15 protein-coding genes are annotated in these 17,375 nt (G+C 38.5%); all 15 read left to right on the top strand.

The window, feature by feature from the left end; all coding sequences use genetic code 11:
• Nucleotides 1-199 (top strand): hypothetical protein (locus LIZ98_RS13210; RefSeq protein WP_227203086.1); only part of this gene is annotated, 199 nt, incomplete at its 5' end.
• Between the two features lie 536 nt (nucleotides 200-735).
• Entirely contained in the window at nucleotides 736-915 is a 180-nt protein-coding gene (locus LIZ98_RS13205; protein WP_227139922.1) for a hypothetical protein, read from the top strand.
• 132 nt (nucleotides 916-1,047) lie between these two features.
• Nucleotides 1,048-1,698 carry a fructose-6-phosphate aldolase gene (gene fsa / locus LIZ98_RS13200; protein ID WP_108898707.1) on the top strand — a complete coding sequence of 217 codons (651 nt, stop codon included), beginning with the start codon at nucleotides 1,048-1,050 and terminating at the stop codon, nucleotides 1,696-1,698.
• Between the two features lie 352 nt (nucleotides 1,699-2,050).
• Nucleotides 2,051-4,060 (top strand): transketolase, encoded by a 2,010-nt coding sequence (gene tkt / locus LIZ98_RS13195; protein WP_227139921.1) that lies wholly within the window; start codon nucleotides 2,051-2,053, stop codon nucleotides 4,058-4,060.
• 545 nt (nucleotides 4,061-4,605) lie between these two features.
• Nucleotides 4,606-5,814 carry a CynX/NimT family MFS transporter gene (locus tag LIZ98_RS13190; RefSeq protein WP_227139919.1) on the top strand — a complete coding sequence of 403 codons (1,209 nt, stop codon included), beginning with the start codon at nucleotides 4,606-4,608 and terminating at the stop codon, nucleotides 5,812-5,814.
• A 122-nt stretch (nucleotides 5,815-5,936) separates the two neighbouring features.
• Complete coding sequence (locus LIZ98_RS13185) at nucleotides 5,937-6,125, top strand: hypothetical protein (RefSeq protein WP_227139917.1); 189 nt, start codon at nucleotides 5,937-5,939, stop codon at nucleotides 6,123-6,125.
• Between the two features lie 324 nt (nucleotides 6,126-6,449).
• A complete protein-coding gene (gene flaG / locus LIZ98_RS13180) occupies nucleotides 6,450-6,824 on the top strand; it encodes a flagellar protein FlaG (protein ID WP_227139915.1) in 375 nt (124 codons plus the stop codon).
• A 253-nt stretch (nucleotides 6,825-7,077) separates the two neighbouring features.
• On the top strand, nucleotides 7,078-9,168 hold the full coding sequence (gene fliD / locus LIZ98_RS13175; RefSeq protein ID WP_227139913.1) for a flagellar filament capping protein FliD: 2,091 nt from the start codon (nucleotides 7,078-7,080) through the stop codon (nucleotides 9,166-9,168).
• Nucleotides 9,169-9,335: 167 nt separating this feature from the next.
• The gene (gene fliS / locus LIZ98_RS13170; protein WP_041845566.1) at nucleotides 9,336-9,737 is read left to right on the top strand and encodes a flagellar export chaperone FliS; all 402 of its coding nucleotides are present in this window, start codon (nucleotides 9,336-9,338) and stop codon (nucleotides 9,735-9,737) included.
• Nucleotides 9,737-10,084: a flagellar protein FliT gene (fliT, locus tag LIZ98_RS13165; protein WP_227139912.1), complete on the top strand. Its 348-nt coding sequence runs from the start codon at nucleotides 9,737-9,739 to the stop codon at nucleotides 10,082-10,084. The genes fliS and fliT overlap by 1 nt, the downstream gene beginning before the upstream one ends.
• Before the next feature lie 386 nt (nucleotides 10,085-10,470).
• A complete protein-coding gene (gene hpf, locus LIZ98_RS13160; RefSeq protein ID WP_034772588.1) occupies nucleotides 10,471-11,019 on the top strand; it encodes a ribosome hibernation-promoting factor, HPF/YfiA family in 549 nt (182 codons plus the stop codon).
• Between the two features lie 323 nt (nucleotides 11,020-11,342).
• The gene (gene secA, locus LIZ98_RS13155; protein ID WP_041902993.1) at nucleotides 11,343-13,859 is read left to right on the top strand and encodes a preprotein translocase subunit SecA; all 2,517 of its coding nucleotides are present in this window, start codon (nucleotides 11,343-11,345) and stop codon (nucleotides 13,857-13,859) included.
• A gap of 637 nt (nucleotides 13,860-14,496) precedes the next feature.
• Nucleotides 14,497-15,598, top strand: a protein-coding gene (gene prfB / locus LIZ98_RS13150) for a peptide chain release factor 2 (protein WP_227139909.1) whose coding sequence is annotated in 2 segments (ribosomal slippage) — nucleotides 14,497-14,568 and nucleotides 14,570-15,598 — 1,101 coding nt in all. Because the reading frame shifts where the segments join, the coding sequence is not laid out codon by codon here.
• Nucleotides 15,599-15,828: 230 nt separating this feature from the next.
• Nucleotides 15,829-16,701: a YitT family protein gene (locus LIZ98_RS13145; protein ID WP_227139908.1), complete on the top strand. Its 873-nt coding sequence runs from the start codon at nucleotides 15,829-15,831 to the stop codon at nucleotides 16,699-16,701.
• A gap of 241 nt (nucleotides 16,702-16,942) precedes the next feature.
• Nucleotides 16,943-17,260 (top strand): c-type cytochrome, encoded by a 318-nt coding sequence (locus LIZ98_RS13140; protein ID WP_095142436.1) that lies wholly within the window; start codon nucleotides 16,943-16,945, stop codon nucleotides 17,258-17,260.
• Nucleotides 17,261-17,375: the final 115 nt, after the last annotated feature.

The raw sequence follows: 17,375 nt of genomic DNA, 5'->3' as shown, positions 1-17,375 counted from the left end.
CCACAAAAGGGTGACGAGAATGAATCTCGTCGCCCAAAAAGGGAGTTTTTCGGCTCAAAATGACGACGAGAAAGAGTCTCGTCGCCAAAAAATGAAGTTTCCGGCCAAAAAACGACGACGAGAAAGAGTCTCGTCACCAAAAAAGCAAGTTTCTCGGCTCAAAATGACGACGAGAAAGAGTCTCGTCGCCAAAAAGTGAAGTTTTTCGGCTCAAAATGACGACGAAAACGGGTCTCGTCGCCAAAAAAGGGAGTTTCTCGGCTCAAAATGACGACGAGAAAGGATCTCGTCGCCAAAAAGTGAAGTTTCTCGGCTCAAAATGACGACGAGAAAGGGCCTCGTCGCCAAAAAAAGGAGTTTCTCGCCTTAAAGCGACGACGAGAAAGAGTCTCGTCGCCAAAAAGTGAAGTTTCTCGGCTCAAAATGACGACGAGAACGGGTCTCGTCGCCAAAAAATGTAGTTTTCCGCCTCAAAAAGGTGACGAGAAAGAGTCTCGTCGCCAAAAAAGGGAGTTTTTCGGCTCAAAATGACGACGAGAAAGAGTCTCGTCGCCAAAAAAGCAAGTTTCCCGGCTCAAAATGACGACGAGAAAAGGTCTCGTCGCCGAAAAAGTGAGTTTTCCGGCTCAAAATGACGACGAGAATGAGTCTCGTCGCCAAAATAGAGCATTTTCCGCCACAAAAGGGTGACGAGAATGAATCTCGTCGCCAAAAAAGTGAGTTTTTCGGCTTAAAATGGTGACGAGAAAGGGTTTCGTCGCCAAAAATAAGCATTTTTTGGCTCAAAATGACGACGAGAAAGCATTTCATCGACTTATGGTGCGAAACTCAAGTAATGATGAATATATGGAAAACATTCACGGTACAAATTTTTTCTATATACTTTTCATAATTATTGAATGGGAATTATTGTGAATTTACGGTATACTAAAAGATAGATTAAAAAAACGTGACCACAGTAAAAGCAAGTTTTGAAAATAATTTTTTAACAGGTCATGTACATAAGATGATTGAGATAAGCAACCATCATATTGAGGAGGTAATAAGATGAAGTTTTTCCTTGATACTGCGAATGTAGAAGAAATCAAACGGGTGAATCGGCTCGGATTGGTTGATGGAGTAACGACAAATCCGACCCTAATAGCACGCGAAGGCAGGGATTTTGAAGAGGTTATCAAAGAAATTTGCAGCATTGTTGACGGGCCGGTTAGTGCAGAAGTCATCGGTTTAACAACAGAAGAAATGGTCAATGAAGCCCGGGTACTTGCCGGTTGGGCCCCAAATGTCGTTGTTAAAATTCCAATGACGGAAGATGGTCTGGCCGCAGTGAATATCCTTACTAAGGAAGGGATTAAAACAAATGTAACCCTTATCTTTTCGGTTGCACAAGGGTTGATGGCAGCTAAAGCTGGTGCTACTTATGTCAGTCCGTTTGTTGGCCGATTAGATGATATTGGCGTAGATGGGCTTGATTTGATTGTCAGGTTAAAACAAACGTTGATGAACTTTAATTTTGAAACGGAAATCATTACAGCCAGTGTTCGGAATCTCGAACATGTGGAAGCAGCTGCCTTAGCCGGTGCAGATATTGCGACCATTCCGGGTTCATTGTTCCCGAAACTTTGGAGCCATCCATTAACGGATAAAGGAATCGAGCAATTTTTAGAGGACTGGAAAAAGGTTCCGGCAAAAAAATAATCCATACAGGGGAAACTCGTAATAGAACGAATGAATTTGCAGTTCAAAAAATCCTTACAGGGCAAACTTGTATTGAAATGAAAGAATCGCAGCTCAAAAATGTTGCAAAAAAATAATCCACACAGGGGAAACTCGTAATGGAACGAATGAGTTTGTAGCTCAAAAAATCCTTACAGGGCAAACTTGTATTGAAATGAAAGAATCTCAGCTCAAAAATTTTGTAAAAAAGTAATTTATACGGGGGAAACTCCCTGATAAATGGGATTTCCCGTTTTCCCCGACAGTATTCTTGAAAAAACTTAAAACAAGTCTGTGATATATATCATCGCTTTAGAATATGGAGGAATGTTCAGTGAATAACACAGTATCCGTTGAACAATTATCAATTAATACAATCCGCACATTATCCATCGATATGATCGAAAAGGCAAATTCGGGTCATCCGGGTTTACCGATGGGTGCCGCACCAATGGCCTATGTGCTTTGGACTGAATATATGAATCATAATCCAAAAAACTCTAAATGGTTTAACCGTGACCGTTTTGTTTTATCTGCGGGACACGGTTCGGCCCTACTATACAGTCTCTTGCATCTGTCCGGATATGATTTATCCATCGATGATTTAAAAAACTTCCGCCAACTTGGTTCACGGACACCCGGACATCCTGAAGTTCATCATACAGATGGTGTTGAAGCTACAACCGGTCCGCTTGGTCAAGGGATTGCAATGGCTGTCGGGATGGCGATGGCGGAAAGATTTTTGGCAAATAAATATAATCGTGACGGTTTATCTGTTGTTGACCATTATACATATGCCCTAGTTGGGGACGGCGACTTAATGGAAGGAATCTCCCATGAAGCCGCATCACTCGCCGGGCATTTGAGACTTGGCAAATTGGTCGTGTTATACGATTCGAATGATATTTCCCTGGATGGTGACTTGAGCCGTTCTTTCTCCGATCAAACTGCAAAACGTTTTGAAGCATATGGCTGGCAAGTATTGCGGGTAGAAGATGGTAACGATATTAAGGCCATTCGTCAGGCGATTAAAGAAGCAAGAGCAAACAGTTCCCAACCAACTTTAATTGAAGTAAAAACGGTGATCGGTTACGGTTCTCCAAATAAATCGGGTTCATCTAAAGCCCATGGTGCGCCACTTGGTAAAGATGAAGTTCAATTAACAAAGCAAGCATACGGTTGGAATCATCCCGACTTCTACGTGCCTGAAGAAGTGTATGCCGATTTCCGGGAAAAAGTAGTTGAACCGGGTAAATCAGCTGAAGAAGTTTGGAACCAATTGTTTAAAACATATAAGGAAAATCATCCGGCGCTTGCTGCTGAATTGGAAGCTGCTATTAATGGTGAACTTCCGGCAGGCTGGGATCAGGACTTGCCGATATTTACCCCCGGAGTAGATACTTTGGCAACGCGGGCTTCTTCCGGCAAAGTTTTAAATGCAATTGCAAAAAATGTTCCGTTTTTAATTGGCGGAAGTGCAGATTTATTTGAATCCAATAAAAACTATGTCAACGATGCCGGTGACTTTGGTCCGGATAATTATGCCGGCCGAAATATTTGGTTCGGTGTTCGCGAATTTGCTATGGGTGCCGCATTAAACGGAATGGCATTGCATGGCGGTGTCAAAGTGCAGGGCGGTACATTCTTCGTATTCAGTGATTATTTAAAACCGGCGATTCGTTTAGCAGCGATTATGAACGTCCCGGTTACGTATGTGTTTACTCATGATTCTATCGCTGTCGGTGAAGATGGTCCAACCCATGAACCGGTTGAACAACTTGCCGGTCTGCGTGCCATCCCGAATCTTTCTGTTATTCGCCCGGCAGACGCAAATGAAGTTCAAGCGGCGTGGCGGTTAGCGCTTGAAAGTAAAGATCAACCAACGGCATTAATTTTAACAAGACAAAATGTCCCGACATTGGAAGGTACTGCTGAACAAGCTTATGAAGGTGTGAAACGAGGTGCTTATGTAATTAGCAAAGGTGAAAAAGAAGTACCGGATGCTTTGTTAATCGCAACCGGCTCAGAAGTTCAACTTGCAATTCGTGCCCAAGCCGCATTAAAGGAAAAAGGAATTGATGTAAATGTTGTAAGCATGCCATCTTGGGATCGTTTTGAAAAACAAGATGATGCCTACAAAAAAGAAGTATTACCTGAAAATGTACGGGCACGGTTGGCAATTGAAATGGCCTCTCCGCTTGGCTGGAAACAATATGTAGGTGACCAAGGTACAGTTCTTGCCATCGATACTTTCGGTGCTTCCGGTAATGGAAATAAAATTATTGAAGAATACGGCTTTACGGTTGAAAATGTCGTTGCTCAGGTGGAAAAATTGGTTAACTAACATAGACATAGAAAATGAAGTTTTTTACAAAGGAGTCGGATAAACTTTCCGACTTCTTTTTTTGTATTTATATTAAAATATTATTGCCCAGAAGGAAAAATTGGTTAACCAACACTGACAAAGAAAATGAAGTTCTTTACAAAGGAGTCGGATGAATTTCCGATTCTTTTTTGTATTTTGCATGATTTTATATGCTATATTAGATTAGGTGGTTTGTACGAACGAAGGCGGTTATACTATTATTGCTATAGTATTATTGGGTTTAAGGATCACTTTTTTGTAAGTAAAGGTGTACATAAAGGAACAATATCATCTAAATCAAGTTTATGGATTATTTTTTTCTATGAAAAGGACGGTCGGGCTTTCATTTAAGCCATTGATTAAGTTCAACTTACTCATTTTTCTGTTCAAATCAGAGAACAAATATATATTGAGGATCATTTTTTTACTTACATACAACTAGACGTGGTAATGCATCCCAGTAATGAGCGGTCATTTTTACCGGTACGTTTCTTAATTCATCAGGCATGAAAGGAGTTTTTTTTGTGGAGTTTACAGATCAAACGACAAAAGCAAAAGAAAAATCAATACAAGCAGTTCTTGTTGCTGCTATCATTTTTGTTTCTTTTAATTTGCGACCGGCCATTACATCGGTTGGTCCTCTAGTAAATGATATCCAAAATGATTTAGGATTGGCTCATTGGAGTGCAGGGCTACTAACCAGTTTACCTTTAATTGCTTTTGCGGTTATGTCACCAATCGTTCCGAATATTTCCGGAAAACTAACGAATAGTTGGACATTAATCATGGGTCTCATCTTTTTGTTGCTTGGGTTATTTATTCGAACAGTTGCCAATCTGTTTTTTCTATTTTTCGGAACTTTTCTTGTCGGTGTTGGGATTGCAGTCTTGAATGTTATTTTACCGGGAATCGTTAAGGATAAGTTTCCGCAAAAATTTGCTTTAATGACCGGGGTTTATACGACCTCAATGAGCGTATTTGCAGCATTGGCTTCAGGGATGAGCGTTCCGTTGGCAAGCGGGTTGAATCTAGGATGGAAATATGCACTGCTCGTTTGGTCGGTACCTGCTGTCATCGCATTAATATTCTGGCTTTTCATTGTAAAAATCGATAAAAAAGACCGACCGAAAGATATAAAAATTTCGGGTAAACAAGAAACATCGAATTTGTGGCGTTCTTCTCTGGCTTGGCAAATCGCATTATTTATGGGATTACAATCCTCCCTGTTTTATGTCACTATTACTTGGTTGCCAGACATCCTGTTCAGTAAAGGGGTATCAAGAGAAATGGCGGGTTGGCTCCTTTCTCTTACCCAATTTATCGGGTTACCGGCAAACTTTTTTGTCCCGATCCTGGCTGAACGGTATTCGTCACAACAAAAGGTCGCCTTAGGGATTTGTTCTTTTTCTCTAATCGGTTATTTCTTATTGCTAATCAGTTCTGCCTTTTGGGTAATAATCATTGGAATTGCTCTTATTGGATTTGGATTAAGTGGGACATTTTCTTTAGCTCTTTCTTTTTTAGGTCTGCGCGTGAGAAATGCCAGACAAGCTTCTCAATTATCAGGTATGTCCCAGTCGCTTGGGTATATATTTGCAGCGGTAGGTCCAATGTTGATTGGGTATATTTATGATTTTAGCGAAAAGTGGACTGTTCCAATCATAACGTTAATTATTATCGTATTATTAACGGCATTTTTCGGTTATCGTGCCGGACAAGATCGTTATGTTTAAGGAGTGTTCATTGCCCTTTTTGGTTTACGTGGGCTTTCTCGTGTTAATTTTGTGCGAGAAGGTCCTTTTTTTATTGACTTGACTCTTGTCGTTTCGAATTTTGGGTGGGAATCGCTCTTTTTTTGGCGACGAGACTCAATATCATCACCATTTTGAGTTGGGAACTGTTCATTTTTAGCGACGAACTCCTTCACGTGGACATTTTTGGCGGGAAACTCCATTTTTTGGCGACGAACCCATTTTCTATTAGACAGTTTAGCTTATTTTTCAATAAATATTGTCCAAAAGAGCCGTTGTATTGGACACTTTAGTCTGATTACCAGGTGATTTTGTCCAATAAAGCATGATTGGTCCCCTCCTATTAGACTTTTTTGCTCCAATTTTTGAAGTTTCTGTCCAAACTGAGCAAATCGGCACAACTCAACTAGGCATCCAGCTCATTTTTCAACATACGAAACCCAAGTAATAGATTAAGAAACCAACATGGATCCAAAATCATGCAGTCGCTACTACCGTGATAACAAAAAAAGAGAAACCAATGAAAATATTAAAAGAATGAAAATCATAACCGATATAATATAGTAGATTACATTTTCATTTGTAGGGCTTAACTCATATTCAATGGAGGATTTAATATGGTTGAAAAGCTGATAAACCAAGAATATGTTTCGACTACAAGATTAACAACGAACGGCATTAATAATCAAGAATCGAACATGACAGTGCATACAAAAAGGGAAAATGAAAATTATGGAAATCCGATAATTGAGTCCTCTCAGAAAGTCGAAAAAGACAAGGTGGAAAAAATTGTTGAAGGGCTGAATGATTTCTTATCACCAATCCCAACATCTTTAAGATTTGTTTTTCATGAGAAGCTAAATGAATATTATGTGACGGTAGTAAATGATGATACGCATGAAGTCATAAAAGAAATACCACCGAAAAAAATGTTAGATCTGTACGCGGCCATTGTTGAAAAAATCGGTTTAATTGTTGATGAAAAAATTTAAGCCTTTTGTTTCCGTGAAATTAGATGAAACATTCGTCAGAGGGGTTTACCTTTATCCAGGAAAAACTCATCGAATCTCATGCAGAGCATCTAACACCAATCGAATATTAAGGAAGAGATTTAGCGGATTGCAGAAACTCGTTTACCTCGAGCTATACCTAATTTTGGCTTTCAAATTTTAAGAAAGGTGTTTTATTGCTTAATAAAAATCAAAATTAACAAAGAGTCTTGCTTTGAAAGGAAGTGAATTTATCATGGTAATGCGTGTAACCGGCTTAGCAAGTGGAATGAATATTGATGAAATTGTTGAGAATATGATGAAAGCTCAATCGATCCCGTTAAATAAAATAAAGCAACAAAAGACCTTGCTTGAGTGGCAAAGGGATTCATACCGGGAGATGAATACATTACTATTAGATTTCCGATCCCAACTGACAAATATGAAATTAAGTTCATTTTATCGGACCCGATCGATAGCGAGTACGAATGAGGATATTGTTTCTGCCACAGTTGCTAGCGGTGCGGGACAGTCTTCTTATACTATTTCTAAAATTAGCTCTTTAGCTGTTGCAGAATCACGTATGACAAATTCCGGTATTTCCAAATTATCTTCTAATAAAGTCGACACAACAAAAAGTCTGTTTAGTATTCAAGATGCATTTGCAAAAGAAATTACCTGGAAACAGGGTAGTGTTGAATCCAAGTCAATCGTCACAAAAGAAGGAGAACCGATAACTCTTGGATTGGCTGATGGGGTTAAAATTACCGATGTTAAAAATATGACCGTTGAAGTTAACGGGATAAAATATACGGTGATTGATAGTGGAACTCCAAAAAGTGGGGAAGTAATGGTAAATAAAGATACCGGGGAGTTAACTTTTGGTGACACGATTGCAGCAAACAGTACGGTTAAAGTGAACTATGTTACCGATAAAAAAGTTGAAAATAAAACCATTACAAAGGATACCACGCAAATTCAATTAAAAGGAGCACTTGTTGCAGGACAAATTAAGTTAAGTTTTAAAGATGGTACTGACACAACTATTGAATTATCTGATAAACCCATAGAGGATAATAGTAAAATCGGACAAATAATAGACAAAGATGGAAACAAATTTGGAGAAATCAATTACGAAACCGGTGTTATCACATTTAACTCTGAATTTAGCAAGTATTTTCCTGCAGAAACGGAGAATTCCAAGGAAAAGCCAAAGCTTGAATTGACGATTACGTCCCAACAAAACTATTTTTCTTTTGGCTTAACTACTCATACTTCAAAGGGTAAAATAGACGAAAAGTTTCTTATCCAAGGTTCAGAGTCACTTAATTCCGTCATGTCAAAAGTTAATAATTCTAAACTTGGCGTTACAATGTTTTATGATTCTTACAGTGACAAGGTGACCATGACACGTAAAGAAACCGGAGTTTACAATAACAGTGAAAATGGCAAGGAAATCGAATTTGCTGGGGGAGATTTTTTAACTCAAGTATTAGGGTTTCAAAATGGAGATTCGGGAAATTATGTAAAGGCTGAGAATGCTACATTTATAATCAATGGCTTAGAAACTTCCCGGCAATCCAACACCTTCTCCATGAACGGTGTCACGTTTACTTTGAAAAAAACAACAGATACACCGGTGACAATTAACGTCAACAATGATAATGATAAGCTTTATGAAAATATTAAAAATTTCGTTGATAAATATAATGAACTTGTCGAGAAAATTGAGAAAAAATTAAGTGAACCGAAATATAAAGATTATTTACCTTTGACTGATGATGAGAAAGAAGAATTGTCGGAAACTCAACAAGAGAAATGGGAAAATATGGCAAAAAGTGGGATATTACGAAACGATTCCATTTTATCCGGTTTAATCACGCAAATGCGTACAGCCATTTATTCCGCTGTGAATCAAGATGATTTAGACTCGGCGATGAAATCCTTATCTGCCATCGGGATTACAACAACTGCTGATTTCACAACAGCTAAATTAGAAATTAATGAGTCCAAATTGAAAGCCGCCATCGAAAAAGACCCGAATTCAATTGAACTCCTTTTTAACGGAACGGGGGCAACAGATGGTCAGAAAGGTGTTATTCAACGGCTTTATGACAAAGTAAATGCAACGATGGACCAATTAAAGGAGCGGGCCGGTAATTCATATTCGGTCAACAATCAGTTCACCATTGGACGTCAATTGGATGATCTTGATGATCGCATCGAACGTTTTGAAGACCGGCTGGCCGATTTGGAAACCCGGTATTATAGTCAATTTACGGCTATGGAACAAGCAATTCAAAAAGCAAATTCTCAAGCCGCATACCTAGCACAATTTTTTCAATAAATTCATTTAGCCGATTTTCCTAGTTTGAAGTCCAGCTTATAGAGGGAGCGGGGCTACCCGAACTTTTGCGTCCAAATTGATTAACAAATAACCGGTGGAGGGATATTGATTCCCTTCGCCGATTGAATGTTCACTTTATGTTATTTCCGGAAAGGAAGGAATAAACTATGGCAGTGTCTAATCCATATCAAGCTTATCAAGAAAATTCAGTTCTTACTGCATCACCGGGGGATTTAACTTTAATGTTATATAACGGATGCCTAAAGTTTTTAAATTTGGCAAAAAAGGCAATCGAGGAAAAAAATATTACAGAAAAAAATACGAACTTACAAAAAGCACAGAACATCATCAATGAACTGATGGTAACTTTAAACATGGATATTGAAATCTCTAAACAAATGATGGCTCTTTATGATTTTGTAAGAATAAAACTAATTGAAGCGAATGTAAAGAATGATCTTGCTGCTTTAGAAGAGGCCGAATCAATCATGACTGATTTTCGTGATACATGGAAAGAAGTTATTAAGCTAAATCGCCAACAAACTTACACGAAGGACGGGCAAGTATAATGCATCCGTTAAAGGAATGTTATGAATTAACGGCGGAAATTATCCGGTTTTTTGAAGATGAACAAAATGATGATCGAGATAGTAAAATTTCCGTACTGCAAGATAAATTACGGAAAAGGGATGACTTGATGAAAAAAATCACCCCTCCGTTTTCCGATGGGGAACAAATTCTTGGCAGACAACTACTGCTATTGAACGATCGGTTATTACAATTATTAAATAAAGAAAAAGCGACAATCCAACAGGACATTACAAAAGTTAAAAAGCGAAAAAAGGTCCATACAGGCTATATTAACCCATATGGTTCTTTGCAAACGGACGGTTATTTTTATGATAAAAAGAAATAAAGTTAAACCGCATAGGTCAGTGAAATCGTAGTCGCATTTGCACGGTTATTTTTATAATTAAAAGTAATAAAGACAATCAGCTGTCCGTTATGTGGGAGAATTAAATACGGGAAGTTTTTAGGAAGGGTTTGTTTTCCTTCCATTCTTATCATAATATTATCAAATGAAGGAAGATTTTTGGAAGGGGTTGATTTCCCCTTCCATTTTTATCATAATAAAGATAGAAATATAGAAATAATATATTTCTGGAACGAACATAGTTTCAATGAGATGTTTTAGCTTCTCAAAAGTTCATGAATTCGACAAAAGTTTTTTTTGAACAAGCAGGGATTTACTTTTTTTTGGAGAATATGTAAATATAGTTACAAAAAAGGAGGAGTTAGCGCATGAAATTCAACATTCGTGGCGAAAATATCGAAGTAACTCCAGCATTAAGAGAGTATACCGAAAAGAAAATTACGAAATTGGAAAAATATTTTACTGATACGACAGAAGCTATCGCTTATGTCAATTTGAAAGTGTACAATGGTAAAAAAACAAAAGTTGAAGTAACAATTCCGCTACCACAATTAGTATTAAGAGCAGAAGAAGTAAACGACGATATGTATGCAGGAATTGACTTGATTACTGATAAATTGGAGAGACAAATCCGTAAATATAAAACCAAAGTAAACCGTAAATTTCGCGAGTTAAAATCCAATGATCTGTTTGTATCGACACCGGCTCAGGCAACAAAAGATGAAGCAGATGAAAAGGAACTTGAAATTGTCCGGACCAAACGGTTTGATTTAAAACCGATGGATAGTGAAGAAGCCATTCTTCAAATGAACCTATTAGGTCATAACTTTTTTATTTATACCGATGCTGAAACGAATACAACTAATATCGTTTACCGCAGAAAAGACGGGAAATACGGTTTAATCGAAACGGTGTAAATATAAAATTCCACTTATACTTATAAATTAGGAAAACCCGCAAATGACTCAGCTTTGCGGGTTTTTCATATAATTTTTCACTCATTAAAAAAAGCTGTGTAAAAAATAACAATGTATAAAAAGTGGTAAAATAAGCATATGAAAATTCGGAAATTCAACTATATCTGTCCCGTTCGGAAGTTGTCACTTTCAATTGTTAGTGATATTATATAACGGAATACAGTTATGAGATAAATTTCAGTTTGGTCGATTATTATGTTAATCGACCTGTTTTTAAGCCGGAAGTTTATTGTTAGGTGATTCTTTAAAAGGAGCGTTGGCTAATGGCTAATATTTTAAATAAAGTATTTGATTTTAATAAAAGGGAACTAAAACGATTAGAGAAAAAAGCGAACCAAATCGAAGCACTGGCTGATGAGATGGAGCGGCTAACTGATGATCAGTTGCGTGCAAAGACAGTGGAATTTAAGGATCGAATAAATAATGGGGAAACTTTGGACGATCTTTTAGTTGAAGCTTTTGCTGTGGTTCGGGAGGCTGCGCGTCGTGTTCTTGGTTTATATCCGTTCCACGTGCAATTGATGGGTGGCATTGTTCTCCATGACGGGAATATTGCCGAAATGAAAACCGGTGAAGGGAAAACATTAACCTCAACAATGCCGGTTTATTTAAATGCACTCTCCGGAAAAGGGGTCCACGTAATTACTGTCAACGATTATTTAGCAAGACGTGATGCCACTGAAATGGGACAAGTTTACGAATTTCTCGGTTTGACTGTCGGATTAAATTTGTCTGAAATGACTCGTGAAGAAAAACAAGCTGCTTATAATGCCGACATTACCTATGGAACAAATAATGAGTTTGGCTTTGACTATTTGCGGGATAATATGGTTCTTTATAAAGAGCAAATGGTACAAAGGCCTTTGAACTTTGCGGTCATCGATGAAGTGGACTCCATTTTGATTGATGAAGCAAGAACACCGCTAATTATTTCCGGTTCTGCAAATAAATCAACCCAACTATATGTTCAAGCGAATGCTTTTGTTAATACATTAAGAGAAGATGTCGATTATACGGTTGATATTAAAACAAAAAGTGTTCAACTAACTGAAGAAGGGATGACAAAAGCAGAAAAGGCATTTGGGATTGACAATTTATTTAATCTCCAACATGTAACACTTAACCACCATATTAACCAAGCATTACGGGCCAAAGCGATTATGCAACGTGATGTCGATTATGTTGTACAAGACGGCGAAATCATTATTGTCGACCAATTTACCGGGCGCTTAATGAAAGGTCGCCGCTACAGTGACGGCTTACACCAAGCGATTGAAGCCAAAGAAGGCGTACAGATTCAAAATGAAAGCAAAACAATGGCGACGATCACCTTCCAAAACTATTTCCGAATGTATGAAAAGCTAGCAGGGATGACTGGTACGGCAAAAACGGAAGAAGAGGAATTCCGTAATATTTATAATATGAATGTTATCGTTATTCCTACCAACCGTCCGATTATTCGTGATGACCGTCCGGATTTGATTTACTCGACAATGAAAGGGAAATTTCGTGCGGTTGTAGAGGATATCGCTGAACGGCATAAAAAAGGACAACCTGTGCTTGTCGGTACTGTTGCCATTGAAACTTCGGAATTAGTCTCACAAATGTTAACAAAAAAAGGGATTAAGCATAACGTATTAAATGCGAAAAACCACGCACGTGAAGCAGAAATTATTGCCCAAGCAGGACAAAAAGGTGCCGTAACAATTGCTACGAACATGGCCGGACGTGGTACAGATATTAAGCTTGGTGAAGGTGTGAAGGAATTAGGCGGACTTGCTGTTATTGGGACAGAACGACATGAGAGCCGTCGTATTGATAACCAGTTACGTGGGCGTTCCGGTCGTCAGGGTGATCCGGGGGTAACTCAATTCTATTTGTCAATGGAAGATGAGTTAATGCGTCGCTTCGGGTCAGATAATATGAAATCCATGATGCAAAAGCTCGGTATGGATGACACACAACCGATCCAAAGTAAAATGGTCACAAGAGCTGTCGAATCAGCCCAAAAACGGGTTGAAGGAAATAACTTTGATGCTCGGAAACGACTTTTACAATATGATGATGTCATCCGACAACAACGGGAAATTATTTATAAACAACGGTTCGAGGTCATTGATTCCGATAATCTTCGTGATGTTGTTGAAAAAATGATTAAATCGGTTATTGAGAAAAACGTTAATTCCTATGCCTCGGCAGAAGAGCCCCCGGAAAATTGGAATTTAAAAGGACTCGTTCACTTTATTAATGCCAATCTTCTCCCGGAAAATGATATAACCATCGATGTTTTAACCCGTAAAGAACCGGAAGAAATGATTGATTTGATTTTTGCAAAGGTAATTGAACGCTATAACGAAAAAGAAGAACAACTCGGTCCGGAAAAAATGCGGGAATTCGAGAAAGTCATCTTACTTCGGACGGTTGACTCCAAATGGACTGATCATATTGACGCAATGGACCAATTACGTCAAGGGATTCATTTACGTGCATATGGTCAAAGCGATCCGTTGCGTGAATACCAAACAGAAGGTTATGCGATGTTTGAAGCAATGGTGGATTCAATTGAAGATGATGTTGCCAAATATATCATGAAATCGGAAATCGTGAATAATTTGAAACGGGAGGAAGTTGCCAAGGGTCAAGCAGTCATTCCTAGTTCTGACGGTGAAAGTAAACCGAAACGAAAACCGATTCGAGTGGAAAAGAAAATCGGCCGGAATGATCCATGCTGGTGTGGCAGTGGGAAGAAGTATAAAAACTGTCACGGTAAAGAAGCTTAAAATTCAAGACCTGACTTGGAAAAGTTTTGCAGAAAGCGGCCCTAATTCGCTTCATGGTAAAGAGCTTAAAATTCAGAGCGTACCCGCGGACAATTATTGCAAAAAACGGTCCTGATTCGCTCCATGGTATAGTGCTTAAAAATCAGGAGCGGACTGGAACAATTTTTGCAGAAAGCAGCCCTAAATTCACTGCATGGTAAAAAGCATAAAATACAGGAGTGGACTTGGAAGGCTATTGCAGGATCTGTCCTATTTCGCTGTCACAGAAAGCTTGTATAATTTTTGTGATAGCGGTCCATATTCACTCATGATGGCGAACAGCCACTACGTTTCATAGTAAACGCCTATAATAAAATTAAGCTCTTGTCACAATTTGGCTAAGTAAATCCATGATATTTGTAAAAATACGCAACTTTTGTCAAAATATTTCCCGGAAAATATAAACGGGTTAGCACCTAAAATGGTTTAACGGAAAATTTTATGCTAAATATAGTATTGATCATATATAAAACCACACAATATTTGCACTTTGAGCGTAAGTTTTTTGAAAACCGGGCTGTTTAGGTGTTAATCATAAATTGTCGAAAAGAAAATCTAAAAAACCATAGAATACAAAAGTACTTTAGAGGTGATTAATTTGGAATTAGCGGAAATTCGCAATGAACTTGAAAAATCAGCTACACGTTTAGCAGAATTTAGGGGGTCTCTTTGACTTAGAAAACAAAGAGGCTCGTATTGCCGAACTGGATGAAGTGATGTCGATGCCCGATTTTTGGAATGATCAAGAAAAGGCACAAGCTATCATTAATGAAGCAAATGCCTTAAAGGACCAGGTCAATGAATTTCACGATTTAAATGAAACCTATGAAAATTTGGAAGTGGCATTTGAATTAGTGAAAGAAGAACCGGATCCTGAATTACAAGCAGATTTAGAGAAAGAGCTGCTTGAGTTCATTGAACGTATGAACCAATTTGAGTTGGAACTGTTACTCAATGGGCCTTATGATAAAAATAATGCAATTCTAGAACTTCATCCGGGAGCAGGCGGTACGGAATCACAAGACTGGTGCTCGATGCTCTTAAGAATGTATACACGATGGGCAGAGCAAAAAGGATTTAAAGTGGAAGTATTAGACTACTTACCGGGAGATGAAGCAGGGGTAAAAAGTGTTACCCTTTCGATCAAGGGGCATAATGCTTACGGCTATTTGAAAGCTGAAAAAGGTGTTCACCGCCTTGTCCGAATTTCTCCGTTTGATGCTGCCGGCCGTCGTCATACTTCTTTTGTTTCTTGTGAAGTTATGCCGGAGATTGATGACAGTATTGAAATCGATATACGTCCGGAAGACTTACGGGTTGATACGTACCGGGCAAGTGGAGCGGGTGGACAGCATATTAACAAAACATCTTCAGCTGTACGGATTACGCACATTCCAACCGGGATTGTCGTTGCCAGTCAGGCTCAGCGTTCTCAAATTCAAAACCGTGAAACAGCAATGAACATGTTAAGAGCAAAGTTATATCAAAAACAAGTGGAAGAACAAGAAAAGAAACTGGCGGAAATTCGTGGTGAGCAAAAAGAAATTGGCTGGGGAAGTCAAATTCGTTCCTATGTTTTCCATCCGTACTCGATGGTTAAAGATCACCGGACTAATACGGAAACCGGGAATGTCCAGGCCGTAATGGATGGGGAAATTGATCCATTTATTGATGCTTATTTAAGGTCGAGAATCCAATGATGTAAAAGGAGTTGCACCTGTCGTCCGTCAGAATTCAATAATGAAAGAAAAAGAGGGCTGGTTCTTGCAACCGGTCCTTTTTTAGTTCAAAGCGTTACTTCACGTATTCCACGGGTAAATAATTATTGCAATTCGAACAAAAAAACGAATAAAATATAGTGTGGAAAAGCCTATTCATCGTCTACATATCTTTGCTTGAGCTCAATAGAAAAAAATAAAGGAGTACAGCTATGGGGAAACGGGTTAGAAATACGATACAAATACCGCTAGTGGAAAAATTATTGAGCTATATTTATGTATTAGTGGGTGCCGGCATTGTTGCGGTGTCATTTAATGTGCTTTTACTGCCAAATGAAATAGCTTCAGGTGGAGTTAGCGGCATAAGTACAATTTTACACGGTCTCTTTGGTTGGGAACCGGCTTATGTCCAATGGTCGTTAAACATTCCACTGTTTATTGCAGGTGTTATTTTTTTAGGATATCAATACGGTATCAAAACCCTGATTGGTACGATCTTTGTACCTTTTGTTGTTTTTTTAACAAAAGATTTGGAACCGTGGACATTGAATCCAATGCTGGCTGCTTTATTTGGAGGAATTGGTATCGGCCTTGGTATTGGGATTGTCTTTCGCGGGAATGCTTCAACCGGCGGGACGGATTTAGCTGCTCAAATTATTTCTAAATATACCGGAATATCCTTAGGGAAATCTGTGGCACTTATTGATGGTTTAATCGTTATTTCCGCCAGTATTGTTTTTGATATTGAAAAAGGTTTATTCGCTTTAATCGGATTATACTTAACTAGTAAAACGATTGACCTTGTTCAAATCGGATGGAGTCGTTCAAAGATGGTTCTTATTATTACCAATGAGGAAGAAAAAGTAAAACGTGCCATTTTAGAACAAATTGATCGCGGCTTGACGAAACTCAAGGCCTATGGAGGTTACACGGATCAGGAGCGGAATACCATCATGGTTGTCGTGGATCAGTCGGAATTTACCGGGCTGAAGCAAGCTGTACGAAACATAGACCCAAACGCATTTGTTATTGTCGTTGATGCTTCAGAGGTGCTTGGCCAGGGTTTCAAAACAATTCATCGGTAAATTGAAACTTCCATCGGTGGTGGGTGAATCAGACGGACTCTTGCAGGCAGTTTACCTCCACTTTGTAAATTGCAAAATCTTGAAGCCGGGATTTACTGCCCGACAAACTTGCAGCACCTTTTCAAAAATTCGTTGCTGATAAGTTCCGGTATTAGTATTCCATCCGGGGAATCATGTATACTTAATGATAAGTACGAGAATATTTAATGCCGAGATGTTCAAGTAAGGGGTCGAATACGAAATGAAGAGGAAGATATTTTACGCTTTTGGCAGTATCTTTTTGCTGTTATCATTGACAGCATGCGGTGGGAATAACAATTCGAGCAGTGGAACAACTTCAGATTTAACCGGAGAACAGTTATTTGCACAAAGTTGTTCCGGTTGTCACGGTGCAGACTTGAAGAAAGGTTATGCACCGGATTTAGATAAGATTGGGTCAAAATATTCTTCTGAAGAGATTCAAGATATTATAGAAAAAGGGATTGGCGATATGCCAGATGGTTTATTAAAAGGTGAAGATGCGAAAAAAGTTGCCGATTGGCTGGCAACGCAGGAATAACATTATAAAGAATCCTCCACATAATTAGGTGGGGGATTTTTTTATTCCAAAGCATAGGTCAAAAGAACTAAAAATCTACCAATAATTTAAAATATAGATCAAAAGTACTAAAAAA

This window comes from Caldibacillus sp. 210928-DFI.2.18, from assembly GCF_020554505.1.
Lineage (GTDB): Bacteria > Bacillota > Bacilli > Bacillales > Caldibacillaceae > Caldifermentibacillus > Caldifermentibacillus hisashii.
The sequence above is the reverse complement of the archived record's forward strand: the minus strand, read 5'-3'. Positions and strand labels throughout refer to the sequence as shown.